This window comes from Kineosporia succinea (genome assembly GCF_030811555.1).
Lineage (GTDB): Bacteria > Actinomycetota > Actinomycetes > Actinomycetales > Kineosporiaceae > Kineosporia > Kineosporia succinea.
The window spans coordinates 3,553,188-3,572,249 of record NZ_JAUSQZ010000001.1; the positions used below are offsets into that span (position 1 = coordinate 3,553,188).

At 71.1% G+C, this 19,062-nt stretch carries 18 protein-coding genes; 10 read left to right on the forward strand and 8 right to left on the reverse strand.

Translation table 11 applies throughout. The features are described from left to right. Positions 1-128 precede the first annotated feature (128 nt). Positions 129-731 (reverse strand): GtrA family protein, encoded by a 603-nt coding sequence (locus tag J2S57_RS15590; protein WP_307243307.1) that lies wholly within the window; start codon positions 729-731, stop codon positions 129-131. 191 nt (positions 732-922) lie between these two features. Here J2S57_RS15590 and J2S57_RS15595 point away from each other — a divergent pair, with 191 nt between their 5' ends. Both J2S57_RS15595 and purE read left to right on the forward strand, forming a co-directional pair. After that, entirely contained in the window at positions 923-2,086 is a 1,164-nt protein-coding gene (locus tag J2S57_RS15595; protein WP_370882653.1) for a 5-(carboxyamino)imidazole ribonucleotide synthase, read from the forward strand. A 14-nt stretch (positions 2,087-2,100) separates the two neighbouring features. Next, complete coding sequence (gene purE / locus J2S57_RS15600) at positions 2,101-2,670, forward strand: 5-(carboxyamino)imidazole ribonucleotide mutase (protein ID WP_307243312.1); 570 nt, start codon at positions 2,101-2,103, stop codon at positions 2,668-2,670. 427 nt (positions 2,671-3,097) lie between these two features. Here the strand turns inward: purE and J2S57_RS15605 are convergent, their stop codons facing one another. From J2S57_RS15605 to J2S57_RS15625, 5 genes are all read right to left on the reverse strand, one after another. After that, positions 3,098-4,528: an LCP family protein gene (locus tag J2S57_RS15605; RefSeq protein ID WP_307243315.1), complete on the reverse strand. Its 1,431-nt coding sequence runs from the start codon at positions 4,526-4,528 to the stop codon at positions 3,098-3,100. Beyond that, positions 4,525-4,968 (reverse strand): CoA-binding protein, encoded by a 444-nt coding sequence (locus tag J2S57_RS15610; protein WP_307243317.1) that lies wholly within the window; start codon positions 4,966-4,968, stop codon positions 4,525-4,527. The genes J2S57_RS15605 and J2S57_RS15610 overlap by 4 nt, the downstream gene beginning before the upstream one ends. Positions 4,969-5,092: 124 nt before the next feature. After that, complete coding sequence (gene galE, locus J2S57_RS15615) at positions 5,093-6,073, reverse strand: UDP-glucose 4-epimerase GalE (protein WP_307243320.1); 981 nt, start codon at positions 6,071-6,073, stop codon at positions 5,093-5,095. Positions 6,074-6,145: 72 nt separating this feature from the next. Next, positions 6,146-6,922: an endonuclease/exonuclease/phosphatase family protein gene (locus J2S57_RS15620; RefSeq protein WP_370882654.1), complete on the reverse strand. Its 777-nt coding sequence runs from the start codon at positions 6,920-6,922 to the stop codon at positions 6,146-6,148. A gap of 4 nt (positions 6,923-6,926) precedes the next feature. Beyond that, positions 6,927-7,838, reverse strand: coding sequence for a phosphotransferase (locus tag J2S57_RS15625; RefSeq protein ID WP_307243324.1), 912 nt, complete (start codon positions 7,836-7,838; stop codon positions 6,927-6,929). Positions 7,839-7,877: 39 nt separating this feature from the next. Between J2S57_RS15625 and nudC the strand changes: the two genes are divergently transcribed. Then, positions 7,878-8,792, forward strand: a complete 915-nt coding sequence (gene nudC / locus J2S57_RS15630; RefSeq protein ID WP_307243326.1) for an NAD(+) diphosphatase — start codon at positions 7,878-7,880, stop codon at positions 8,790-8,792. Positions 8,793-8,841: 49 nt separating this feature from the next. Here nudC and J2S57_RS15635 read toward each other — a convergent pair whose 3' ends face one another. Continuing rightward, entirely contained in the window at positions 8,842-9,414 is a 573-nt protein-coding gene (locus J2S57_RS15635) for a nucleoside/nucleotide kinase family protein (RefSeq protein ID WP_307243328.1), read from the reverse strand. A 71-nt stretch (positions 9,415-9,485) separates the two neighbouring features. After that, the gene (locus J2S57_RS15640; protein ID WP_307243330.1) at positions 9,486-9,752 is read right to left on the reverse strand and encodes a mycoredoxin; all 267 of its coding nucleotides are present in this window, start codon (positions 9,750-9,752) and stop codon (positions 9,486-9,488) included. Positions 9,753-9,870: 118 nt separating this feature from the next. On the opposite strand from J2S57_RS15640, the gene J2S57_RS15645 reads away from it, so the two are divergent. The 7 genes from J2S57_RS15645 (at position 9,871) to J2S57_RS15675 (ending at position 18,354) form a co-directional block, all read left to right on the forward strand. Next, the gene (locus J2S57_RS15645; protein WP_307243332.1) at positions 9,871-11,994 is read left to right on the forward strand and encodes an ATP-dependent DNA helicase UvrD2; all 2,124 of its coding nucleotides are present in this window, start codon (positions 9,871-9,873) and stop codon (positions 11,992-11,994) included. A 70-nt stretch (positions 11,995-12,064) separates the two neighbouring features. Next, a complete protein-coding gene (locus tag J2S57_RS15650; protein ID WP_307243334.1) occupies positions 12,065-14,683 on the forward strand; it encodes an FtsK/SpoIIIE domain-containing protein in 2,619 nt (872 codons plus the stop codon). Next, positions 14,683-15,318, forward strand: a complete 636-nt coding sequence (locus tag J2S57_RS15655; protein WP_307243337.1) for a hypothetical protein — start codon at positions 14,683-14,685, stop codon at positions 15,316-15,318. Before J2S57_RS15650 ends, J2S57_RS15655 begins: the two co-directional genes overlap by 1 nt. A 230-nt stretch (positions 15,319-15,548) precedes the next feature. Beyond that, positions 15,549-15,827, forward strand: a complete 279-nt coding sequence (locus tag J2S57_RS15660; protein ID WP_307243340.1) for a hypothetical protein — start codon at positions 15,549-15,551, stop codon at positions 15,825-15,827. A 92-nt stretch (positions 15,828-15,919) separates the two neighbouring features. Then, positions 15,920-16,300, forward strand: a complete 381-nt coding sequence (locus J2S57_RS15665; protein WP_370882479.1) for a WhiB family transcriptional regulator — start codon at positions 15,920-15,922, stop codon at positions 16,298-16,300. An 88-nt stretch (positions 16,301-16,388) separates the two neighbouring features. Beyond that, on the forward strand, positions 16,389-16,553 hold the full coding sequence (locus tag J2S57_RS15670; protein ID WP_307243345.1) for a hypothetical protein: 165 nt from the start codon (positions 16,389-16,391) through the stop codon (positions 16,551-16,553). A gap of 133 nt (positions 16,554-16,686) precedes the next feature. Then, on the forward strand, positions 16,687-18,354 hold the full coding sequence (locus J2S57_RS15675) for an alkaline phosphatase family protein (protein WP_307243347.1): 1,668 nt from the start codon (positions 16,687-16,689) through the stop codon (positions 18,352-18,354). Positions 18,355-19,062: the final 708 nt, after the last annotated feature.

Consider the following 19,062-nt stretch of genomic DNA (forward strand, 5'->3'; position numbering starts at 1 on the left):
GGCGGCTTGTGGGCACCTCGGGCATCGGGTGCACTCTGGGTGCGCAGGGTGTTGGGGTCAGAACCGACCCGAAACCCAGGGCGACCGTTCGGGAATCGCCCGTCCGCGCGTCCCTCGTCGGCCGGCACCTACCTCGGGGTCGGGTGCTCCCGGCGGGCGGCCAGATCGACCTGCTCGGGGTGCCGTTCCCGGGCGTGCTCCTCGGCCAGGTCCTCGGCGATCGCCTCGGGCGTGCCCGGAGGTGTCGGGTCTTCGGGGGTGTGCACGTGGTCGTCGGTGAAGACGAACGTGCGGTAGGCCCAGAACCGGAACAGCGTGCCCAGGACCAGGCCGATCACGTTGCCGGAGATGTTGTCGGCCAGCGGCGACTCGAGGCCCAGGATGTAGCGGGAGAAGCCCAGGCAGGCCAGCGCGATCGCCAGACCCGCCCCGTTCATCACCAGGAAGAGCACGAACTCGCGGCGCCGGGAGGCACGCCGGCGGTGGCGGAAGGTCCAGTACCGGTTGCCCAGCCAGGCGACGATCGTGGCGACCAGCACCGAGATGGTCTTGGCGGTCAGCGGCTTGTGCGCCAGGCCCAGGGCCTCACTGGCCGAGCTGTGCAGCAGCAGGTTGAAGACACCGGTGTCGACCACGAACGCGATACCGCCGACGGCACCGAACTTCACCACCTCGCGGTACAGGTGGTCGACCGACTTGGTCAGTCGGGACACAAGTGAATCGGCAGCCATTTCCCAAACAGTGCCATGTCAACCCCCTGATCGCGAAGCCGAGGAGGCCGAAGCACACGAACGACCGCTGCATCGTTACTCTGACCGCCGTGGCCTCCACACCCCGTACTGAAACCAGCACCCCGGACGAGAACGGTGCCGCCGGCCCGTTCGGCACGGTCCGTCTCACCCCGCTCACCGCGGCCGACCCGATTCCTGGCGGTTTTCCCACCGTCGGCGTGATCGGCGGCGGCCAGCTGGCCCGGATGATGCAGCCGCCGGCGATCGAGATGGGCGTGCGCCTGCGGGTGCTCGCCGAGGCCGAGACCGGCAGCGCGGCGCTCGCGATCCACGAGGCCCCCGTGGGCGACCACCGCGACCTGGCCACCGTGAGCGAGTTCGCGGCCGGGGTCGACGTGATCACGTTCGAGCACGAGCACGTGCCCGGCCCGATCCTGGAGAAGCTCGTCGCCGACGGCGTGCCGGTGCGTCCCGGCCCGGCCGCGCTCGGCTTCGCGCAGGACAAGCTGGCCATGCGGGCCAAGCTCACCGAGCTCGGTCTGCCCTGTCCGCGCTGGGCGCAGGTGCGCACGTACGACGAGCTCTCTGCCTTCGCCGGCTCGCTTCCGGGTGGGCTGGTACTGAAGACGCCGCGTGGGGGCTACGACGGCAAGGGTGTGCTGCTGATCGACGAGCTGTCGGGCTCCAAGGCCTTGACGGCGCGTGAGTGGCTGGAGAAAGCCGGGCCGGACGGGCTGTTGGCCGAGGAGAAGGTCGCCTTCACCCGAGAGCTCGCGGCCCTGATCGCCCGCAGCCCCTCCGGTCAGGCCGCCGCCTGGCCGGTCGTGGAGAGCACCCAGAAAGACGGCATCTGCCACGAGGTCATCGCCCCGGCGCCGGGCCTCTCGGCCGACCAGGCGGCGCTGGCGACGTCGGTGGGCCTTCGGGTGGCGGGTGAGCTGGGCGTGGTCGGAGTGCTGGCGGTCGAGATGTTCGAGACCGCCGACGGCCGGATCCTGGTCAACGAGCTGGCCATGCGTCCGCACAACAGCGGGCACTGGACCATCGACGGGGCCGTCACCAGCCAGTTCGAGCAGCATCTGCGGGCGGTGCTCGACCTCCCGCTGGGTGACGTGCGGGCGCGCTCGCCGTGGACCGTGATGGTCAACGTACTCGGCGGCGAGTACGAGAACCTCTACCGCAGCTACCTGCACGTCATGGCCCGCGACCCGGGTGTGAAGGTGCACATGTACGCCAAGGACGTGCGCCCGGGCCGCAAGGTCGGGCACGTCACCGTCTGCGGCGACGACCTGGACGACTGCCTGGAACGCGCCCGCCACGCGGCGGCGTTCATCCGCGGCGACATCGACGAGTGATCGAGGATTTCGACATGACCGTTCAGCCGCTGGTCGGCCTCGTGATGGGCTCCGACTCGGACTGGCCGACGATGGAGGCCGCCGCCCTCGCCCTCGAGGAGTTCGGCGTGCCCTACGAGGCCGACGTGGTCTCGGCCCACCGGATGCCGCAGGAGATGATCAGCTACGGCTCGTCGGCGCACGAGCGTGGGCTGCGGGTGATCATCGCCGGTGCCGGTGGTGCGGCCCACCTGCCCGGCATGCTGGCGAGCGTGACCCCGCTCCCGGTCGTCGGGGTCCCCGTCCCGCTGAAGTACCTCGATGGCATGGACTCGCTGATGTCCATCGTGCAGATGCCGGCCGGGATCCCGGTCGCGACGGTCTCGATCGCCGGGGCCCGCAACGCCGGACTGCTCGCGGTGCGCATCCTGGCGGCGGGCTCGGACGAGTTCGCGGCCGGCCTGCGCACGGCGCTGGTCGACTTCTCGGCCTCCCTGCGCGACGCCGCGCACGCCAAGGGCGAGAAGCTCCGCGCCCGCGCGAACACCGGCACGGTCGAGCCGGCGCCGACGACCCGCCCCTCGACGGGTTTCACCGCCCGCTGAGTTGGTCCTCGGAGGTCTTCGTAGGTCCTCGGACGTCTTCCGGGGGTCTTCGGAGGTCTTCGGGGCCTCGGCGGCTGGGCACTGTCGCCGTCGGCACATGCAGCGTCGTGTCTCGTCCTCGAGTGAGACGGACGAGTCATCAGCTCTGGCCCGGTGCACGTTACGGATCGTCCGTGACTGCTGGGCTTGGACCGCTCGTCCGGCCGCAGGTGTTCAGGACCCCAGAACGTGAAAGAGGCCCGGGCGGTGAAATTCACCGCCCGGGCCTCTTTCGCGTTCACCGGCGGACCGCCCGCCAGGACATCCGCCGACCGTGGGGTCTCGGTCACCTGTCCGCGGTTCTCGGTCACCTGTCCGCGGGCTCCCCGGTCACCTGACCGCGGCTCTCGGTCACCGGTCTGGGTCCGAGGAACCCAGACCGGTCACGTCACTTGTCTTTCTGCTCGTCGGCCAGGCTCTGCAGGGCCGCCGTGTTGTCCTTCTTCAGTGCGTCGAACATCTGCAGGGCCTTCTCGGTGTCCCACTTCACCGCCGACATGCCGTTGACCCGGTAGTCGGTGTTGCCGATCGGCACGGTCATCGAGATGCCCTCGCTGCCCGAGACCGCGCGCATCGCCAGCACGAACTTGGTCAGCGCGATCGGGCCGGTGGACTCGTCGACCGTGAGCGCCCCGCCGCCGGCCTTGGCCGCGGGGATCGAGCGCCAGGGCTGGATCAGCGTGCCGGGGGACAGGGTCTTCTTGGCGATGGCGGCGAGGGTCTCGCGCTGGCGCTCCACCCGGCCCAGGTCACCCTTGGGGTCGCTGTAACGGGCGCGGGCATAGCCGAGGGCGGTCTTGCCGTCCATGTCCTGGCAGCCCTTTTTGAGGTTGATGTGGGCCTTGCTGTCTTTCATGTTGCGCTTGGGGCACAGCTCGACCCCGCCGATCGCATTGACGATGTTGGCGAAGCCGCCCAGGCCGGTCTCGACGTAGTCGTCGATCTTCACGCCGCCGACGTTCTCGAGGGTCTGGATCAGCAGCGTGGCGCCGCCGAACGCGTACGCGGCGTTGATCTTGTTGCTGCCGTGGCCCGGGATCGGCACGTACGAGTCACGCGGCACACTGATCAGCACCGTGGGACCGTCACCGCCGGGAACGTGCAGCAGCATGATCGTGTCGGTGCGCTGACCGGCGACCGAGCCGGTGCCGAGGTCTTTCTTCTCCTCGTCGCTCAGGTCGTCACGGGCATCGCTGCCGACCACCAGGTAGGTGCGGCCGGGGGTGTCTTCGAGCTCCGAGCCCTCGTGCGCCGGGCCCACCGCGTCGACCCGGTTGAGGCTCGTCCAGGCGGTGAAGCCGAGGATGATCGGGTAGGCGATCAGCAGACCGACCAGGACCAGCACGACGAGCTTGGCACCCGGCCGCGGCAGCCGCCGGCCGGTGCCCACCGCCGAGGGACGCCCGCCCGGACCGCCCGGCCCGCGCCCACTTGGCCCGCGCCCACCCGGACCCCGGCCGCCCGGACCCTGCCCCGCGGGACCCCGGCCGGACGGCCCGCGGTCACCGGCGCCGTAGGCCCCGTACTGGTCGTCGCGGCCGGAACCACCGCGCCCGTAGGAGTCGTGCTCGTCGACGTACTGCCCGTACTGCGCGCTCGGATCGGCACCACCGTGCTGCTGGTAGACGTCGCCGACCTCGTCGTCCGGACCGTAGGCGTCACGGCCCTGACCACGCCCTTGACCGCCGCCCTGACCACGGCCCTGCCCCTGACCGCGACCCTGCCCCTGACCACGGCCCGGCCCACCGCCCGGCCCGCCCGATCGCCGCTTCGGCCGGCCGGCCGCCTCGTCGGGTGACCAGTACTTGTCGTCGCTCATGCCACTCCCAGCCTCGGTGCCTCGATCGCCGGACAGGTGTCCATCACGACCGCCAGCCCCGCCGCGGCCGCCCGGGCCGCCGCGGCCTCGTCGACCACGCCCAGCTGCAGCCAGACGGCCTTCGCACCGACCGCGATCGCCTCGTCGACGACCTCGCCCACCAGCTCACTGCGCACGAAGCAGTCGACCACCTCGACCGGGCCCTCGGCGGCCACGGCCTCGGCCAGCGAGGCGTAGCCCCGGGCGCCGTGCACGGTGTCGGCCTTGGGGTGCACCGGAACGATGCGCATGCCGAGGTTCTGCACGTAGCGCGCGACGCCGTACGCGGGCCGCGCGCGGTTGTCGGACAGCCCGACCACCGCCCAGCGCGCGGGCGTGGTGAGCAATCGCTGCATCACACCGGGATCGTTGCGGTGTGCCTGGGGCGGACCGGTCTGCATGCCCCCAGTCTGCCCTGAGACACCGACAAAATGCCGCATCGAGCGATAAGCCGACGGTGTGTGAAATCCCCGCTACGCAACGGAACCCGGGGTGCAGGGCTGCACCCCGGGTTCCGGTGACGACCTAGCGGGTCGAGGACGCGGCCTGCCACGCCGACCACGCCGAGGCGACCATGTCCTCGAGCGTGTGCCGGGTGTCCCACTCCAGGTCACGCCGGGCCAGCTGACCGTCGGCCACGATCCGCGCCGGGTCGCCCGGGCGCCGGTCGACAACCCGCGGCTCGAAGGCGATTCCGGTGACCTTGGCGACCGCGGTCATGATCTCGAGAACCGAGGCGCCGCTGCCGCTGCCCAGGTTGTAGACCCGCTCGATGGACTGCCCGGCCTCCATCCGGGCGGCGGCCGCGACGTGGGCCAGCGCGATGTCCTGCACGTGCACGTAGTCGCGCACGCAGGAACCGTCGGGGGTGGCGTAGTCGGTGCCACGGACCTGCGGGATTCCGCCCTCGGTGAGGGTTTTCAGCACCACCGGGAACAGGTTGTGGGGGCTGACGTCGTAGATGTCGGGGTGGCCGGAGCCGACCACGTTGAAGTACCGCAGCGATGTGTGGGTCAGGTCGGAGACCCGGCCGACGTTGCGCAGCAGCCACTCGCCGATGAGTTTGCTCTCACCGTACGGTGATTCGGGTGTCGTGGCGGTGGTCTCGGTGACCAGTTCGGTGTCCGGGGTGCCGTAGACGCCCGCGCTGGAGGAGAACACGATGTTCTTCACCCCGGCCTCGGCCATCACCTCGAGCAGGTGCTGGGTGCCCTGCACGTTCTGCGTGTACGTGTGCAGCGGCCGCTTCACCGACTCGCCCGCGTACTTGAAGCCCGCGCAGTGGATCACGCCCGTGATGGGCGTGCCGTCCGTCTCGGTCAGAGCGGTCCTGAGCACGTCGGCGTCGAGGATGGAACCCTCGTGGAAGCGCGTGCCCGGATCGACGAAATTCCGCACGCCGGTCGAGAGGTCGTCCAGGACGGCAACCGACCGGCCCGACTCCTTGAGGCAGCGAGCGATGTGTGCACCGATGTAGCCGGCGCCGCCGGTCACAAGCCATGTCATATCGGCAACCCTACCCACCGGGTCTGAACGGCGGCTGTCAGGACCACGGCCGCTGTGGGCAAATGCCGGAAATCACCGGCCCGGCAGGTCGAGAACTACCCGAACGGCACGGTGATCGCCCACCGGCAGGTCTGCGACTCCCTCGCCCCGGGCGCTCGTGCCCGGCGCCAGCCCCACCCCGAGCACGTGGTCGAGCTGCACCCCCGGCCGCCAGCCCGGGAAGGTCGGCGTGCTCACCAGTGGGGTCCAGCCGGTCGCCCGGCGCACCGGCAGCGCGGGGAGGTTCAGGTCGCCCAGCACCACCACCGGCCGGGGCACCTCCAGGGACGACAGCCAGGTCCGGATCCGGCGCAGCTGGCGCAGATTCACACCCGGCACGAACGACAGGTGGGTGCACACCACCGTGACCCCGGTGGCCAGGACCGCCGCGAGCGCCACCCGGGGCTCGTCCTTCAGCCAGATCATCCGCGGCGGCCGCCCGGGCACGGGCATCGGGAAGCGGCCGGGCGAGGGGTCCAGCCGCAGCGTGTGCCACGAAACCACGGGAACCCGGGAGACCAGGCAGATCCCGTACGCCGGCCCGTCGGCACCCGAAGCCGGGAAGGGCACCCACGTCTCCCCGGGCGTCCCCGACACCGTGGGTTCGAAGCGGGACCACGAAGCCCCGAGCCCGGCCGCCAGCAGAGCGGTCTGGTCCACCCCGGAAGAACGCGGCTGCCCCCGATCCACCTCCTGGCACCCGAGCACATCCACGTCGAGCGCCGCCGCCGCGGACGACAGGGACGAGGAAGAAGCGAAGGTGCCGGAGGCGGTGCGCCCCGAGAACACGTTCAGCGATGCGACCCGCAGAACCTCACCAGGGCTGGTCACCGACCCCTGCCTCCAGGTCGGCGAGCATCTGCACGGCGTCGTCCACGATCGCCGCGTCGTCGGTGTGCACGCCGTGCAGCAGCCACCGGGCGATCGCGAACTCGCCGGACAGCCGCGCCCGGCGGGCCAGGTCGACGTCGACCGGCTCGGACCGCGCCGCCGTGTAGGCCTCGAGCACCGGGCGCATCGCCGGCTCGGTCGCGCCGATCGAGACCCAGGCCAGGTCGTCGGCGGGATCGGCGACCCGGGTCTCCGACCACTCCATCACCCCGGTCACCTTCTCGCCGTCGGCCAGCACGTTGTCGCCGGCCAGGTCGCCGTGCACCACGCAGGGGATGAAGCGCCACGCCCCGACCTCTTCGACCGCGTGCTCCCAGCGGGTCAGCAGCCGCACCGGGGTGAGCCCGGTCGCCGCCACCCGGTCGAGCTCGGCCAGCCGCCGGAACCGGTACTCCTCGGCCGTGTACACCGGCAGCCCGGCCTCTTCCACCAGCCGCGGGGGCAGGTCGTGGATCGCCGCGATGGCCTCGCCGTAGGACGCCGCGAGCGCCGGCCGGTGCAGCAGCTCGAGCGGGCGGACGGGCCGCCCGGGCAGCTGCCGGTGCACGATCGCGCGCCCGCCGTTGCGCAGCGGGGCGACCCCTTCGGCCTCGGGCATGCCGAACGGCAGCCACGAGCGCAGCTGGGCCACGAGCTGGGACTCGGCGTCGAGTCGCATACCGGCCACGTCGTTACGCGGGGCGCGCACCACCCAGTGCCGGCTCAGGTTGTCTTCGATCAGGGCGGTGTCGACGTCGTCGGCCGTCGCGTCGAGCGTCTGGGTGCGCATCGGCTCCAGGCCGCTGATGGCGGCGGAGGCCATCGCGGCCAGGGCCAGGGCAGATCGGGAGGGCACCGATCCACCGTAACCGCAGAACCGGATTAGGGTGCGGCTATGCACCTGGAGCGTCTCGCCCTGTCCCGGTCCACGCTCGACCGGGCGGCCCACCGGCGGTCCGATCCCCGGCTGATCGCGACCCTCCTCGCCGACCCCACCGCCCGGGTCGCGTTGTTCCACGAGGGCGAGACCGCGGTGACCACTGCACCGACGGTGCACCTGTGGTCGGTCGAGGAGCTCGCCGGGGTGAAAACCGGTGAGCATCAGTTCTTCCTGGGGGAGGACGAGCAGGGCCGCGGCTACCTCGCGCTGAGTGTCACCGAGCGCCCGCCGCTGCCCGAGGGGGCGAGCTGGGCGACGCTGCGCGACACCGGCGCGCTGCTCGACGACAGCGGCGCGGGCATCTTCACCACGGCCGTCGCACTGATCGCCTGGCACACCTTCCACACCCACTGTGCCAACTGCGGCACGGGCACCGAGGTGGTGCAGGGCGGCTGGGTGCGCCTGTGCCCGAACTGCAGACGAGAGCACTACCCGCGCACCGACCCCGCCGTCATCATGACCGTCGTCGGTCCCGACGACCGGGTGCTGCTGGGGCGCGGGGCCACCTGGCCGGAGAACCGCTACTCCACGCTCGCGGGCTTCGTCGAGCCGGGCGAGTCGCTGGAAGACGCGGTGCGCCGGGAGGTCGCCGAGGAGTCCGGCGTCCTCGTCGGGGACGTCGCCTACCGGGGCAGTCAGCCCTGGCCGTTCCCCTCGTCCCTCATGCTCGGGTTCCGCGGCGAGGCGCTGTCGAGCCGGATCCGGGTGGACGAGCTGGAGCTCGCCGAGGCCCGCTGGTGGAGTCGCGAGGAGCTGCAGGCCGACATCAAGGCCGGCCGCGTGGTGCTGCCGCCCGCGGTCTCGATCGCCCGCCGTCTCATCGAAGACTGGTTCGGTGCGCCGATTCCCGACGATCCGTCGGCCTGGTAGGGCGAACCCGAAGAGCAGTATGGCGGACGCGCCGGTCGCCCCCGGCGCGTCAGCCCGGCTTGAGCGCGGGTCGGTCGGGGTGGTCGAAACGCACCACCAGATCGGCGTACTCGGCCGGCGCGTCCTCGGTCAGGTACCGCGCCCACGCACCCGAGGTGCGTTTCGCCTCGTCGGCGGGCAACCGGCGTCCCAACGCCCCCTCGGAGACGTCGAGGTGCACGATCAGGTCGAAGCCGTCGCGCACGTCGTCACGGGCCAGGAAACGCCCGTCGACGACCGCGACCGTGCCCGGTGGCGCCGGTTCCGGGGAGACCCGCACCGAGCGGTCGGTCTCCGGGTCGCGCAGGCGCGGCAGCCAGGTGTGGCGCCCGTCGGGTGCCAGCGCGTCGAGCACCTCCCGCCGCAGCGCCGGGAAGTCGTAGTACAGGTCGTAGACCGAGTCCGGGTCGTCGTGTCCGTACTCCAGCCGCACCGAGCGCCCGCGCAGGAAGTCGCGGGTACTGACCCGCGCGACCGGCACGGCGAGGTCGCTCAGCGAGCCGGCCACCACGTCCGCCAGCCGGGCGGTGTCGGCCTGCACCGGCCCGTCGACCGCGAGCCGGAGCCGGGGACGCTCGTCCACACCGGAATCGCCCAGCCGCTCGACGAGCAGCCGGGCGATCCGGTCGGCCAGTTCCTGAAGCGTCAGGACGGTCAGGCGGTCGGCACGAGGCGGGACTTCACCTCGGCGAGCGACGGGTTGGTCGCCGCGGAACCGTCGGGGAAGACCACCGTCGGAACCGTCTGGTTGCCACCGTTCACCGACATCACGTAGTCGGCCGCGTCGGGCACCTCCTCGATGTTCACCTCGGTGTACTCGATGCCTTCACGCTTCAGCTGGCTCTTGAGCCGCTGGCAGTAGCCGCACCAGGTGGTGCTGAACATCGTGATCGTGCCGGGAGCCGGGGCGTCCATCGACATGCCTTCCTCGGGTCGGACCTAACTCGTCGAGCGTTCAACAGCGTGGCCCGGGGCTGTGTTCCCGACCGTGTTCCCAGCCGCGTTCCCGGCCGCTCCCCGGGGCTGAGAGAATCCCCTGATGACCTCCCCAGCCCACGGTGCCGACGGCATGCTCGAAGGGCTGGACCCCGAGCAGCGCGAGGTGGCCCTGGCCGTGCGCGGCCCGGTCTGCGTCCTGGCCGGCGCCGGCACCGGCAAGACCCGCGCCATCACCCACCGCATCGCCTACGGCGTGCACTCCGGTGTCTACAAGCCCCAGCAGGTTCTCGCGGTCACGTTCACCGCCCGCGCCGCCGGTGAGATGCGCACCCGGCTGCGCGAGCTCGGCGTCGGCGGGGTCCAGGCCCGCACCTTCCACGCCGCCGCCCTGCGCCAGCTCGGCTACTTCTTCCCCCGCGTCATCGGCGGCCGGCCGCCCGAGCTGCTCGAGCACAAGGCCCGCATGGTCGCCGACGCCGCGGCCCGCCTGCGCATCACCGTCGACCGCACCGCCGTGCGCGACCTGGCCGCCGAGATCGAGTGGTCGAAGGTCTCGCTGCTCACCCCCGAGAGCTACGTCACCGCCGCCCGCGCCGCCGGCCGCGGCGAGCCCGGCGGCTTCCCGGTCGAGACCGTCTCCCGCCTGATCCAGGTCTACGAGGAGACCAAGACCGACCGCGGCCAGATCGATTTCGAGGACGTCCTGCTCCTCATGGCCGGGATCATCGAGGCTCACCCCAAGGTGGCCGAGGAGGTGCGCGGCCAGTACCGGCACTTCGTCGTCGACGAGTACCAGGACGTCTCCGCCCTGCAGCAGCGCCTGCTCAGCCAGTGGCTGGGCACCCGCAAGGAGATCTGCGTGGTCGGCGACCCGAGCCAGACCATCTACTCCTTCACCGGCGCCTCGCCCGAGCACCTGATGACCTTCCCGCACACCTACCCCGACGCCACCGTCGTCCGGCTCGTGCGTGACTACCGCTCCACCCCGCAGATCGTCTCGCTCGCCAACCGCCTCCTGGCCCGCCGGGTCAAGACCTCCGGCCCGGCCCCGCTCGACCTGCGCTCGCAGCGCGAGTCCGGCCCGGCCCCCCGGCTCACCGTGCACGACGACGACGCGGCCGAGGCCGCCGCCGTGGCCAAGCAGGTCTCCGGACTGCTCGACGACGGCACCCGGGCCCGCGAGATCGCCGTGCTCTTCCGCACCAACTCGCAGTCCGAGCAGATGGAGCAGGCACTGGCCGACGCCGGCCTGCCCTACGTGCTGCGCGGCGGCGAGCGGTTCTGGCAGCGCAAGGAGGTGCGCGAGGCGGTCATGCTGATCCGCGGTTCCGCCCGCGGCGGCGTCGACGGCGGCACCCTGAGCGAGGCCACCCGCGACGTGCTGTCCCACTGCGGATGGACGCCCGTGGCCCCGACCGGGGTCCAGGCCGGTGGGGTGCGCGAACGCTGGGAGTCGCTGCAGGCGCTCGCCGCGCTGGCCGACGACCTGGCCGCCAACCGCCCCGAGGCCACCCTGTCCGACCTGGTCGCCGAGCTCGACGAGCGCTCCTCGGCCCAGCACGCCCCGGCCGTCGAGGGCGTCACGCTGGCCTCGCTCCACGCGGCCAAGGGCCTGGAGTGGGACGCGGTGTTCCTGATCGGCCTGTCCGAGGGCCTGATGCCGATCTCGTTCGCCGAGAACTGGGACGCGGTCGAGGAGGAACGCCGGCTCTTCTACGTCGGCATCACCCGGGCCCGGGAGTTCCTGCACCTGTCCTGGTCGCGCTCGCGCAACCCGGGCGGCCGCGCGAGCCGCAACCCGTCCCGGTTCCTCGACGGGCTGCTGACGGGCGAGGGAACCCCGACGTCCTCCGGAAGCCCCCGTGCACCCAAGGTGCGCGAGGCGCGTCCGGTACCGAAACGTCCACCCGCCCTGTGCAAGATCTGCGAGCGCGCCCTCACCACCGCGGTCGAGCGCAAGGTGGGCCGCTGCTCGGTCTGCCCGGCCGGCTACGACGAGGAGACGCTGCAGCGGCTGCGCGACTGGCGCACCGCCGCGGCCGAGGCCTGCCGCCTGCCGGCCTTCGTGATCTTCACCGACGCCACGCTGATGGCGATCGCCGAGGCGAAACCGCGCGATCCCGGTGAGCTCTCCTCGCTGCCCGGGGTCGGGGCCTCCAAGCTGCAGCGATGGGGCGACGACGTGTTCGCGGTGCTGGCCGGGAAGTCCTGGGAAACCCCCTAGGGGGTGTTTACGGCCTATCGTGGTTCGTGACCCATGAGCTCGGTATGGCCAGGTTTCGGAGGATCCCTCGGTGATCAGCGCGAAGACGCTGTTCGAACGCGCCGTGAAGACGCACCTCGAGGCCCAGGGGCTGCTCGACGCGGTGCGGGAGCGGCTCGACCGGCTCGAGGCCGACTCGACGCACAGCGCCGAGTCGGCTCAGCAGCAGACCGCCCTGGCGGCGCGGCTGGAACGTGCGGCGGCGGCCGCGGCCCCGCAGTGGCTGGGCGCACCCTGGCCGGTCATCGGCGAGCAGCGCTTTCCCCTCGAGCACACGGCCCGGGCCGGTGATCCGGCGATGATCCGGATCGGCGACGCACAGCCCCTGCCCGGCGTCGGCTTCCCGGTGGTGGTGCCGTTCACCGGCGTCGGCCACATCGCGCTCGACACCGACGCCCGCGACCCGGCCGTGGCCGGGCTCCTGCGCAGCGTGATCACCCGGCTGGTGGCCTCTTTCCCGGCCGGTCAGCTGCGTCTCCTCGCCGTCGACGGCGGTGCCCTCGGCGCCCCGCTGGCCCCGTTCCACGCCCTGGTCCCGGCCGGGGTGATGAACGAGCCGGTGAGTGGGCTGGAGGAGTTCCGCGAGCTGCTCACCGAGGCCGAGGAGCAGGTCAAGCAGGTGCAGGCCGGGCTGAACCCGTCGCCCGACGTGCTGGTGCTGGTCACCGCGGCGCTGCCGCCGAACTGCGGCCGGGGCGACCTCGCCCGGCTCGCGGCCCTGGCCCACGCCGGCCCGGCCGCGCGGGTGCACCTGCTGCTGGCCGGCTGGGGGAGCCGGTCCCGGTCGTCGTGGGACCAGGCCCCGCCGCTCGAGCGCACCACCCTGGTGACCAGCGACCCGTCCTCCCGCGGGCACTTCCGGGTGGGCGACCCGCCGCTGGAGAGCTTCGGGGGCGAGGGCCGTGCGCTCAACGCCGCCGTCTCGCTCGACCCGGCGCCGCCGCCCGGGCTGATCGACGAGCTGTGCCGCCGGGTCGCCGCCAAGGCCGAGTCCGACGGCAAGCTGGTGTTCGACGACCTGGTGCCCGAGAAGCTCTGGACGCAGTCGTCGGTCGACGGCCTGACCACCCTGATCGGGCGGGTCGGCCGGGGCGACGCCCTGGTCTCGCTCGACGACCAGACGCCGCACTGGCTGGTCGCCGGGCGCACCGGCTCGGGCAAGACGGTCTTCCTGCTCGACATTCTCTACGGCCTGGCTGCCCGCTACTCACCCGACGAACTCGCGCTCTACCTGCTGGATTTCAAGGAGGGCGTGTCGTTCTCGGAGTTCATCCCGACCGAGATCGACCCGACCTGGGTGCCGCACGCCCGCACCGTCGGCGTCGAGTCCGACCGGGAGTACGGCCTGGCCGTGCTCACCGAGCTGGTGCGCGAGATGAGCCGCCGGGCCGCCGCGATGAAGAAGGCCGGCGTCACCAACCTGGCCCAGTTGCGCACCTCCCGCCCCGACGTCGCGCTGCCCCGCGTCCTGACCGTGATCGACGAGTTCCACGTGCTGCTCAAGGGCACCGACGACACCGCCAAGCGTTCGGTGGCCCTGCTCGAGGAGATCGCCCGCAAGGGCCGGTCGTACGGCGTGCACCTGATCATGGCCAGCCAGTCGATCGCCGGCATCGAGTCGCTCTTCACCAAGGGCAAGTCGGTCTTCGGGCAGTTCGGCATGCGGGTCGCGCTGTCCGGGGGCGGCGGCATCCTCGACACCATGAACGACGCGGCGGCCGCTCTGCCGGTCGGCCAGATCGTGCTCAACGACGCGGCCGGTGTGGCCAGCGCCAACCGCCGAGCCCGGTTTCCCGACGCCGACGCGCCCAGCCTGCACTCGCTGCGCCACCGGATGTGGGAGATGCGGATGCCCGGCTCTCCGCCGCCCGCGGTGTTCATCGGGTACGCCGAGTACTCCGTCGACGAGGCGCCCCCGCCGTCCCGCCGCGTCGTCGGCCGCCGCCGCAAGGTGGCGCTGGTCGGGCGCCAGGTCGATGTGGGCCTGTCCTCGGCCGCGTTCCCGCTCGACTCCTCGCCCGGTCGTCACCTGGCGGTGCTCGGCACCTCACCGGTCGGCGCCGACGTGCTGGCCTCGGCCGCGATCAGCCTGGCCGGGCAGCACGCTCCCGGTGAGGCCACCTTCCACCTGGTGAGCCTGGTCGGGGCCGTCGACGAAGAGGTGGACCAGCTCGAGAGCCGGCTGCTGCGGGGCGGGCACCAGGCCGGGATGCTGCGGCTGCCCGACTATCCCCAGCTGCTGCGGCGTCTGGTCGACGAGCCGCCCAAGCTGATGAACCCCACCTATGTCTTCGTCTACGGCGCCGACGCGGCCACCTCCACCCTCAAGCAGAAGGAACGCGGCCGGGCCGGCATCGACGACTTCCGCAAGCTGCTGCGTGAGGGCCCGGCGGCGGGGGTGCACTTCTTCGGCTGGTGGCGGGGTGTGCGGCGTCTGGTCGATGACCTCGGTCTCGGCGGCAAGGACGACGTGGCCGGCGTGGTCGCGCTCAACGTGAAGGGCAACGAGGTCGGCTCGCTGATCGGCCGGGCGAACCTGCACTGGCAGCCGCGGCACAACCGGGCACTGCTGATCGACCGGCACGAGGACCGCGAGGAACTGATCGTCCCGTTCGTCTCTCCGGGGCGCTACAGCGAGGAGTTCGCCTGATGCCGTCGACTGCCGAGGGCTGGGCCGAGTACGCGGAGTACGCCCGGCGGCTGGATGCGGTGCGGGCCGAGGAGAACGCGCGCACGGCCGGGATCCGCGAGGGCGTGGCCGAGATGTCCGAGCACGCCGACGAACTCCTGGCCCGGCTCGAGAACCAGCGCTACCACATGACCGCGTTCGCCTCGAAGGCGAAACTGCGCCCGCCGGTCGGGCCCGGGCCGGTGCCGGAGGGGCCGGTGGAGCCACAGACCGACCTGGCCCGGGTGGCCCAGCTGCTCGACGCCGCCGAGGTCGAGGGCGCGGCCGCGCACAACCGGGCGATCCGGCCCAACCTGCTGCCCGGTCTGGGTGGGGGCACCCGTGGGTTCGTGGTGTTCGGGGTGACGGCCCTGGTCATCATGCTGGTGCAGTTCATCGGTTTCGCCACGACCGGCAACAACCCCGACTTCATCCGTTACGGCGTGGTGGTGCCGCTCATCGGGTTCGTGGTGGCGTCGGTCGCGCTGAAACTGGGCAACCGGTCACGGGACCCGGAGGTCGCCGCGTCGCCGGTGCCCACCCGTCTGGGACTGCTGCTGTGCTTCGGCGCGTTGCCCGTGCTCTTCCTGATCCTGATTGCCGTGAACAGGTCCTGAACCGGCACCCCCAAAACTTTTTTGGAAATTCCAAAGACGCTGTGCCGCAACGAGAACACCTGGATTACTAGCCCGTTCGGGTGGGTGCCACGCAGTATTCGCCGTTAAATACGTTGTCCCTGCGGCACAGAGGCGTCTACTCTCGATCTCGTTGTCCTGAAGTGACGACAATCGCGCTGCGGCAGGCCTGAAGAAGGCCCGCCCGAGTAGAGAGCAGGAGGTGGCGACACGTGAACACGCAAACGATCAGCATGCGTAGCGCGGCCACCCCGATCTCCTCGGGCTTCGCCGCTCTGAGCGCGCGCGGGTATTGCCTCGGTGCCACCGAACTCGTTCTGACGGGTGAAGTGCGCTTGCAGGTCATCTCGCCGAACCAGGATTCCTTCTGGGGCGGTAGTGGCTTTGCCGCCGCCGGGGCTGGCCTGACGGGTCAGCCGTCCGCCGTGCGCCCGATCTCCGATTTCTCCAAGCCCCGTTACGGGTCTCAGGCCAGCGATGGCTCCGGATAGGCAAACGCCTCTTCCGGCCTCGCTTGAAGCCGCGGACCCCCTCGGGGGTCCGCGGCTTTTTCGTTGTCTGACAAGGGTTTTCCGGTTCACCGATGAGAAGACAGTCAGCTCCTGTTCCCAATTCGAAAGATGAAACAGCTCCCGGCCGGCGCCGGGGGAACAACCCGAGGGGGATGAAACCCGTGCAGCTCACCGCCTTGCTCGACGCCTTGGTGGAAGAGATCGACCAGGTCACCACCGAGATGCCATGCCGGGTGTTCGACGCGGAGCTCTGGTTCGCAGAGTCTCCGACGGATGTGGAGCACGCGAAGGCTCTGTGCAACGACTGCCCGGTGCGGGCCGAATGCCTTGCCGGCGCCCTGGAGCGGCACGAGCCGTGGGGTGTCTGGGGTGGCGAGCTCTTCGTCGCCGGCGTGGTCGTCCCGCGCAAGCGGCCCCGGGGCCGGCCGCGGAAGGTCGTGGTGGCCGCCTGACAACGGCGGCCACCCGGCCCTCCGGCCGGCGTCCTGGCTCGCGAAACCTGCAATGACGTAATGAGTTTCGTTCCTAGGGGGAACTGCCATGCACGCCAGCCTGTACAACTACGAGCTGATCAAACTAGAACACGCCGAGGCGCGTCGCGTCGCTGCCGACGAGCGCTACGCCGCCGTTGTGCTGCGTGCCCGCCGCCGCACGAAGCGGGCACTGTGGACGAAGGTGACGGCGGTGGCCGCCGTCCGTCGCTGAGAATTTCTGTCCGGAAACGTATCTGGGACGCAACGTCACAACTCTGACTGACGTCTTGCTGTCGGAACGGGGCTGACCATCGGAGGGGGTGGTCAGCCCCGTTTCGCTTTGTCCTGCGCCTACTCTCCCGTCTATGACAGATGCTCGTGCTCTCGTCGCCCGGGAGCTGGTCCGGCTCGAAGACATCGTCGACCTGGTCGCGTACCCCGACGACGGCACGGTCGTCGTGCACGGATCCCGGGGAGTGGTCCGGCTGCATCCGGGCGAACGGCACGAGGTGCTCGAAGGTGTGGATCCGGTGGGCGTCACCGATCCGCTCGCGTTCCTGCCCTATCCGCTCGAGCAGGCCGACCCGTCACCGTCCAATGCCGGTAACTCGTACCCGGAACCGGCCCGGCGGCTGCTGTCGTTCTTCGCCGACGCCGATCGCAGCCCGGATCTCGTTGTCATGCACACCCCCTCACACTTCTTCGGGAACGAGGGCGGGCACGTCGGGGAACACGGCTCGCTCGACGTGATCCAGTCGCGGGCGCCGTTCCTGCTGTCCGGGGCCGGGGTTCCGGCGCGGGGTGCGGTCGAGGGGTATGCGCGGCTGATCGACGTGGCGCCGACTCTGTTGCACCTCGCGGGGGTTTCGGTGGTTGGGGTGCCACCGCTTGAGGACGCGTCGGCCGGGGTTTCGGTGGCGACGTCGGGTGTCGAGGGGGTGGGGCCGAGGACCGAGGTGGTTGCGCCAGGGTTCGAGGTGGTTGCGCCAGGGGGCGAGGGGGCGGCGTCGGGTGTCGAGGGGGTGGCGAGAACCGACATGGTGGACGACGCCCCTCACCGGTTCGTGATCGGCCTGCTCTGGGACGGAGCCCACTGCTCCGACCTTCTCGCCCTGGCGGCGGCGGGTGAGCTGCCGGCCGTCGCCTCGCTCCTGGCCGACGGCACGGCCCTGACCGGGGGAGCGGTGGCCGAGTTTCCCAGCGTCACCTTGTGCAACCACACCACCGCGCTGACCGGGGTGGGGCCGGGACGTCACGGGATTCTGGGCAACGTCTTCTACGACCGGGCCCGGCGCGAGCGGATCAACGCGAACGACGAGAGCACCTGGCACCGCAGTGCGGAGTGGCTGCGACCCGGGGTGATGACGGTGTTCGAGCGTCTGGCCCAGGCCCGGCCGTCGTCGCGCAGTCTGTGCGTGAACGAGGCGGTGGACCGAGGAGCGACGGTCTCGACGATGCAGCTGGTCCGGGCGCTGAGTGGTGCGGGGCCGGACCTGGCGTCGGGCCCGGAGGCTGGGACGGCGTCTGCTTCGGGGGATGTGGCCGGCGCGGGTTCCGGATCCGGGGCGGGCCGGGTCGCGATCACCGACTACCTGCCGTCGGCCGCGGACAGCCCCTACCTCGGCGAGCCGGCCCACCTGTCCGACCGTTACTTCGGCTGGGCCACGCAGGTCGACGACTCCGGCCTCGACCAGATGCGGCAGGCCTGGGCGTCAGCCGACTCGGCCCCCGACCTCACCTGGTGGTCGACGGTCGTCACCGATGCCGGGCACCACGCGGGGGGCCCGCGTTCGAAGATCGCCCGGGACAGCCTTCGCGACGCCGACCGGCGTCTGGGCGTGTTCCTCGCCCACCTCGACACCCTGGGGGTGCGCGACCAGGTCACGTTCCTGCTCACGGCCGACCACGGCTTCGAGCGCACGGACGAGGCGGTCACCGGATCGTGGAGCGAGACCCTGGCCGATGCCTGTGGGCGACTGGGCGTCACCTACCGCGACGAGGGACCCGGCTTCGTCTACCTCGACGTGGACTGAGCCCGGCGTTCAATGAATGCGCGGCGCTGTTCAACCGGGTAATCACTGGTGAATAGCGTGCGGGTGATCAGAAAATGTACTGGAGCAATCAATCATCGGATGCATTCTCCGGCCGACAGGTAGGGATTAGCAGGTCCGCGGCCGGATGGCTGCGGACCGTGCGGTCGCCGGTCCCGTCATCGGTGCGGGAGCGGCCTGCCTGACCCGACGGTGCGGGGGTGCATGTGGCCTATCGGTGAGGGGTAGGGCCGGTCAGTGCCCTACGCCGCGCACGTCCTGGCCGGCTTCGATCTCGAGAATTCGCTCCCGGGCGCAGTTTTCGCAGTCCCAGAGGGCGACTCCGTTGATCACCGACCAGGCCCCGACGACCCGGTAGAGATCTTGTGGGGCCGGTGCGAGGCAGGACCGGCAGTGGGTGTGGGCGCCGGCCTGCGAGGGAATCGCAGCCAGTCCGGCTGGGTGGGGTTCGGCGACGCGGGACTCTGAACGCAGTGAGCCATTCATGGGCTTCAGGGTACGCATTTCGAGTAACGCGCGGATGACGGTTCACCGTTCCGGCCGATATCTGCACGACATCTGGATGTATCGCGGGGCTGTGCTCGGGCAGCCAATTCATCTCGGGATCCGGGATTTGCGTCTCATTCTCCGGATGCCCGATGAATGCCCGGACGCGTTCGCGACTTTTCGGGCGGCAACCCTGTGTGATCC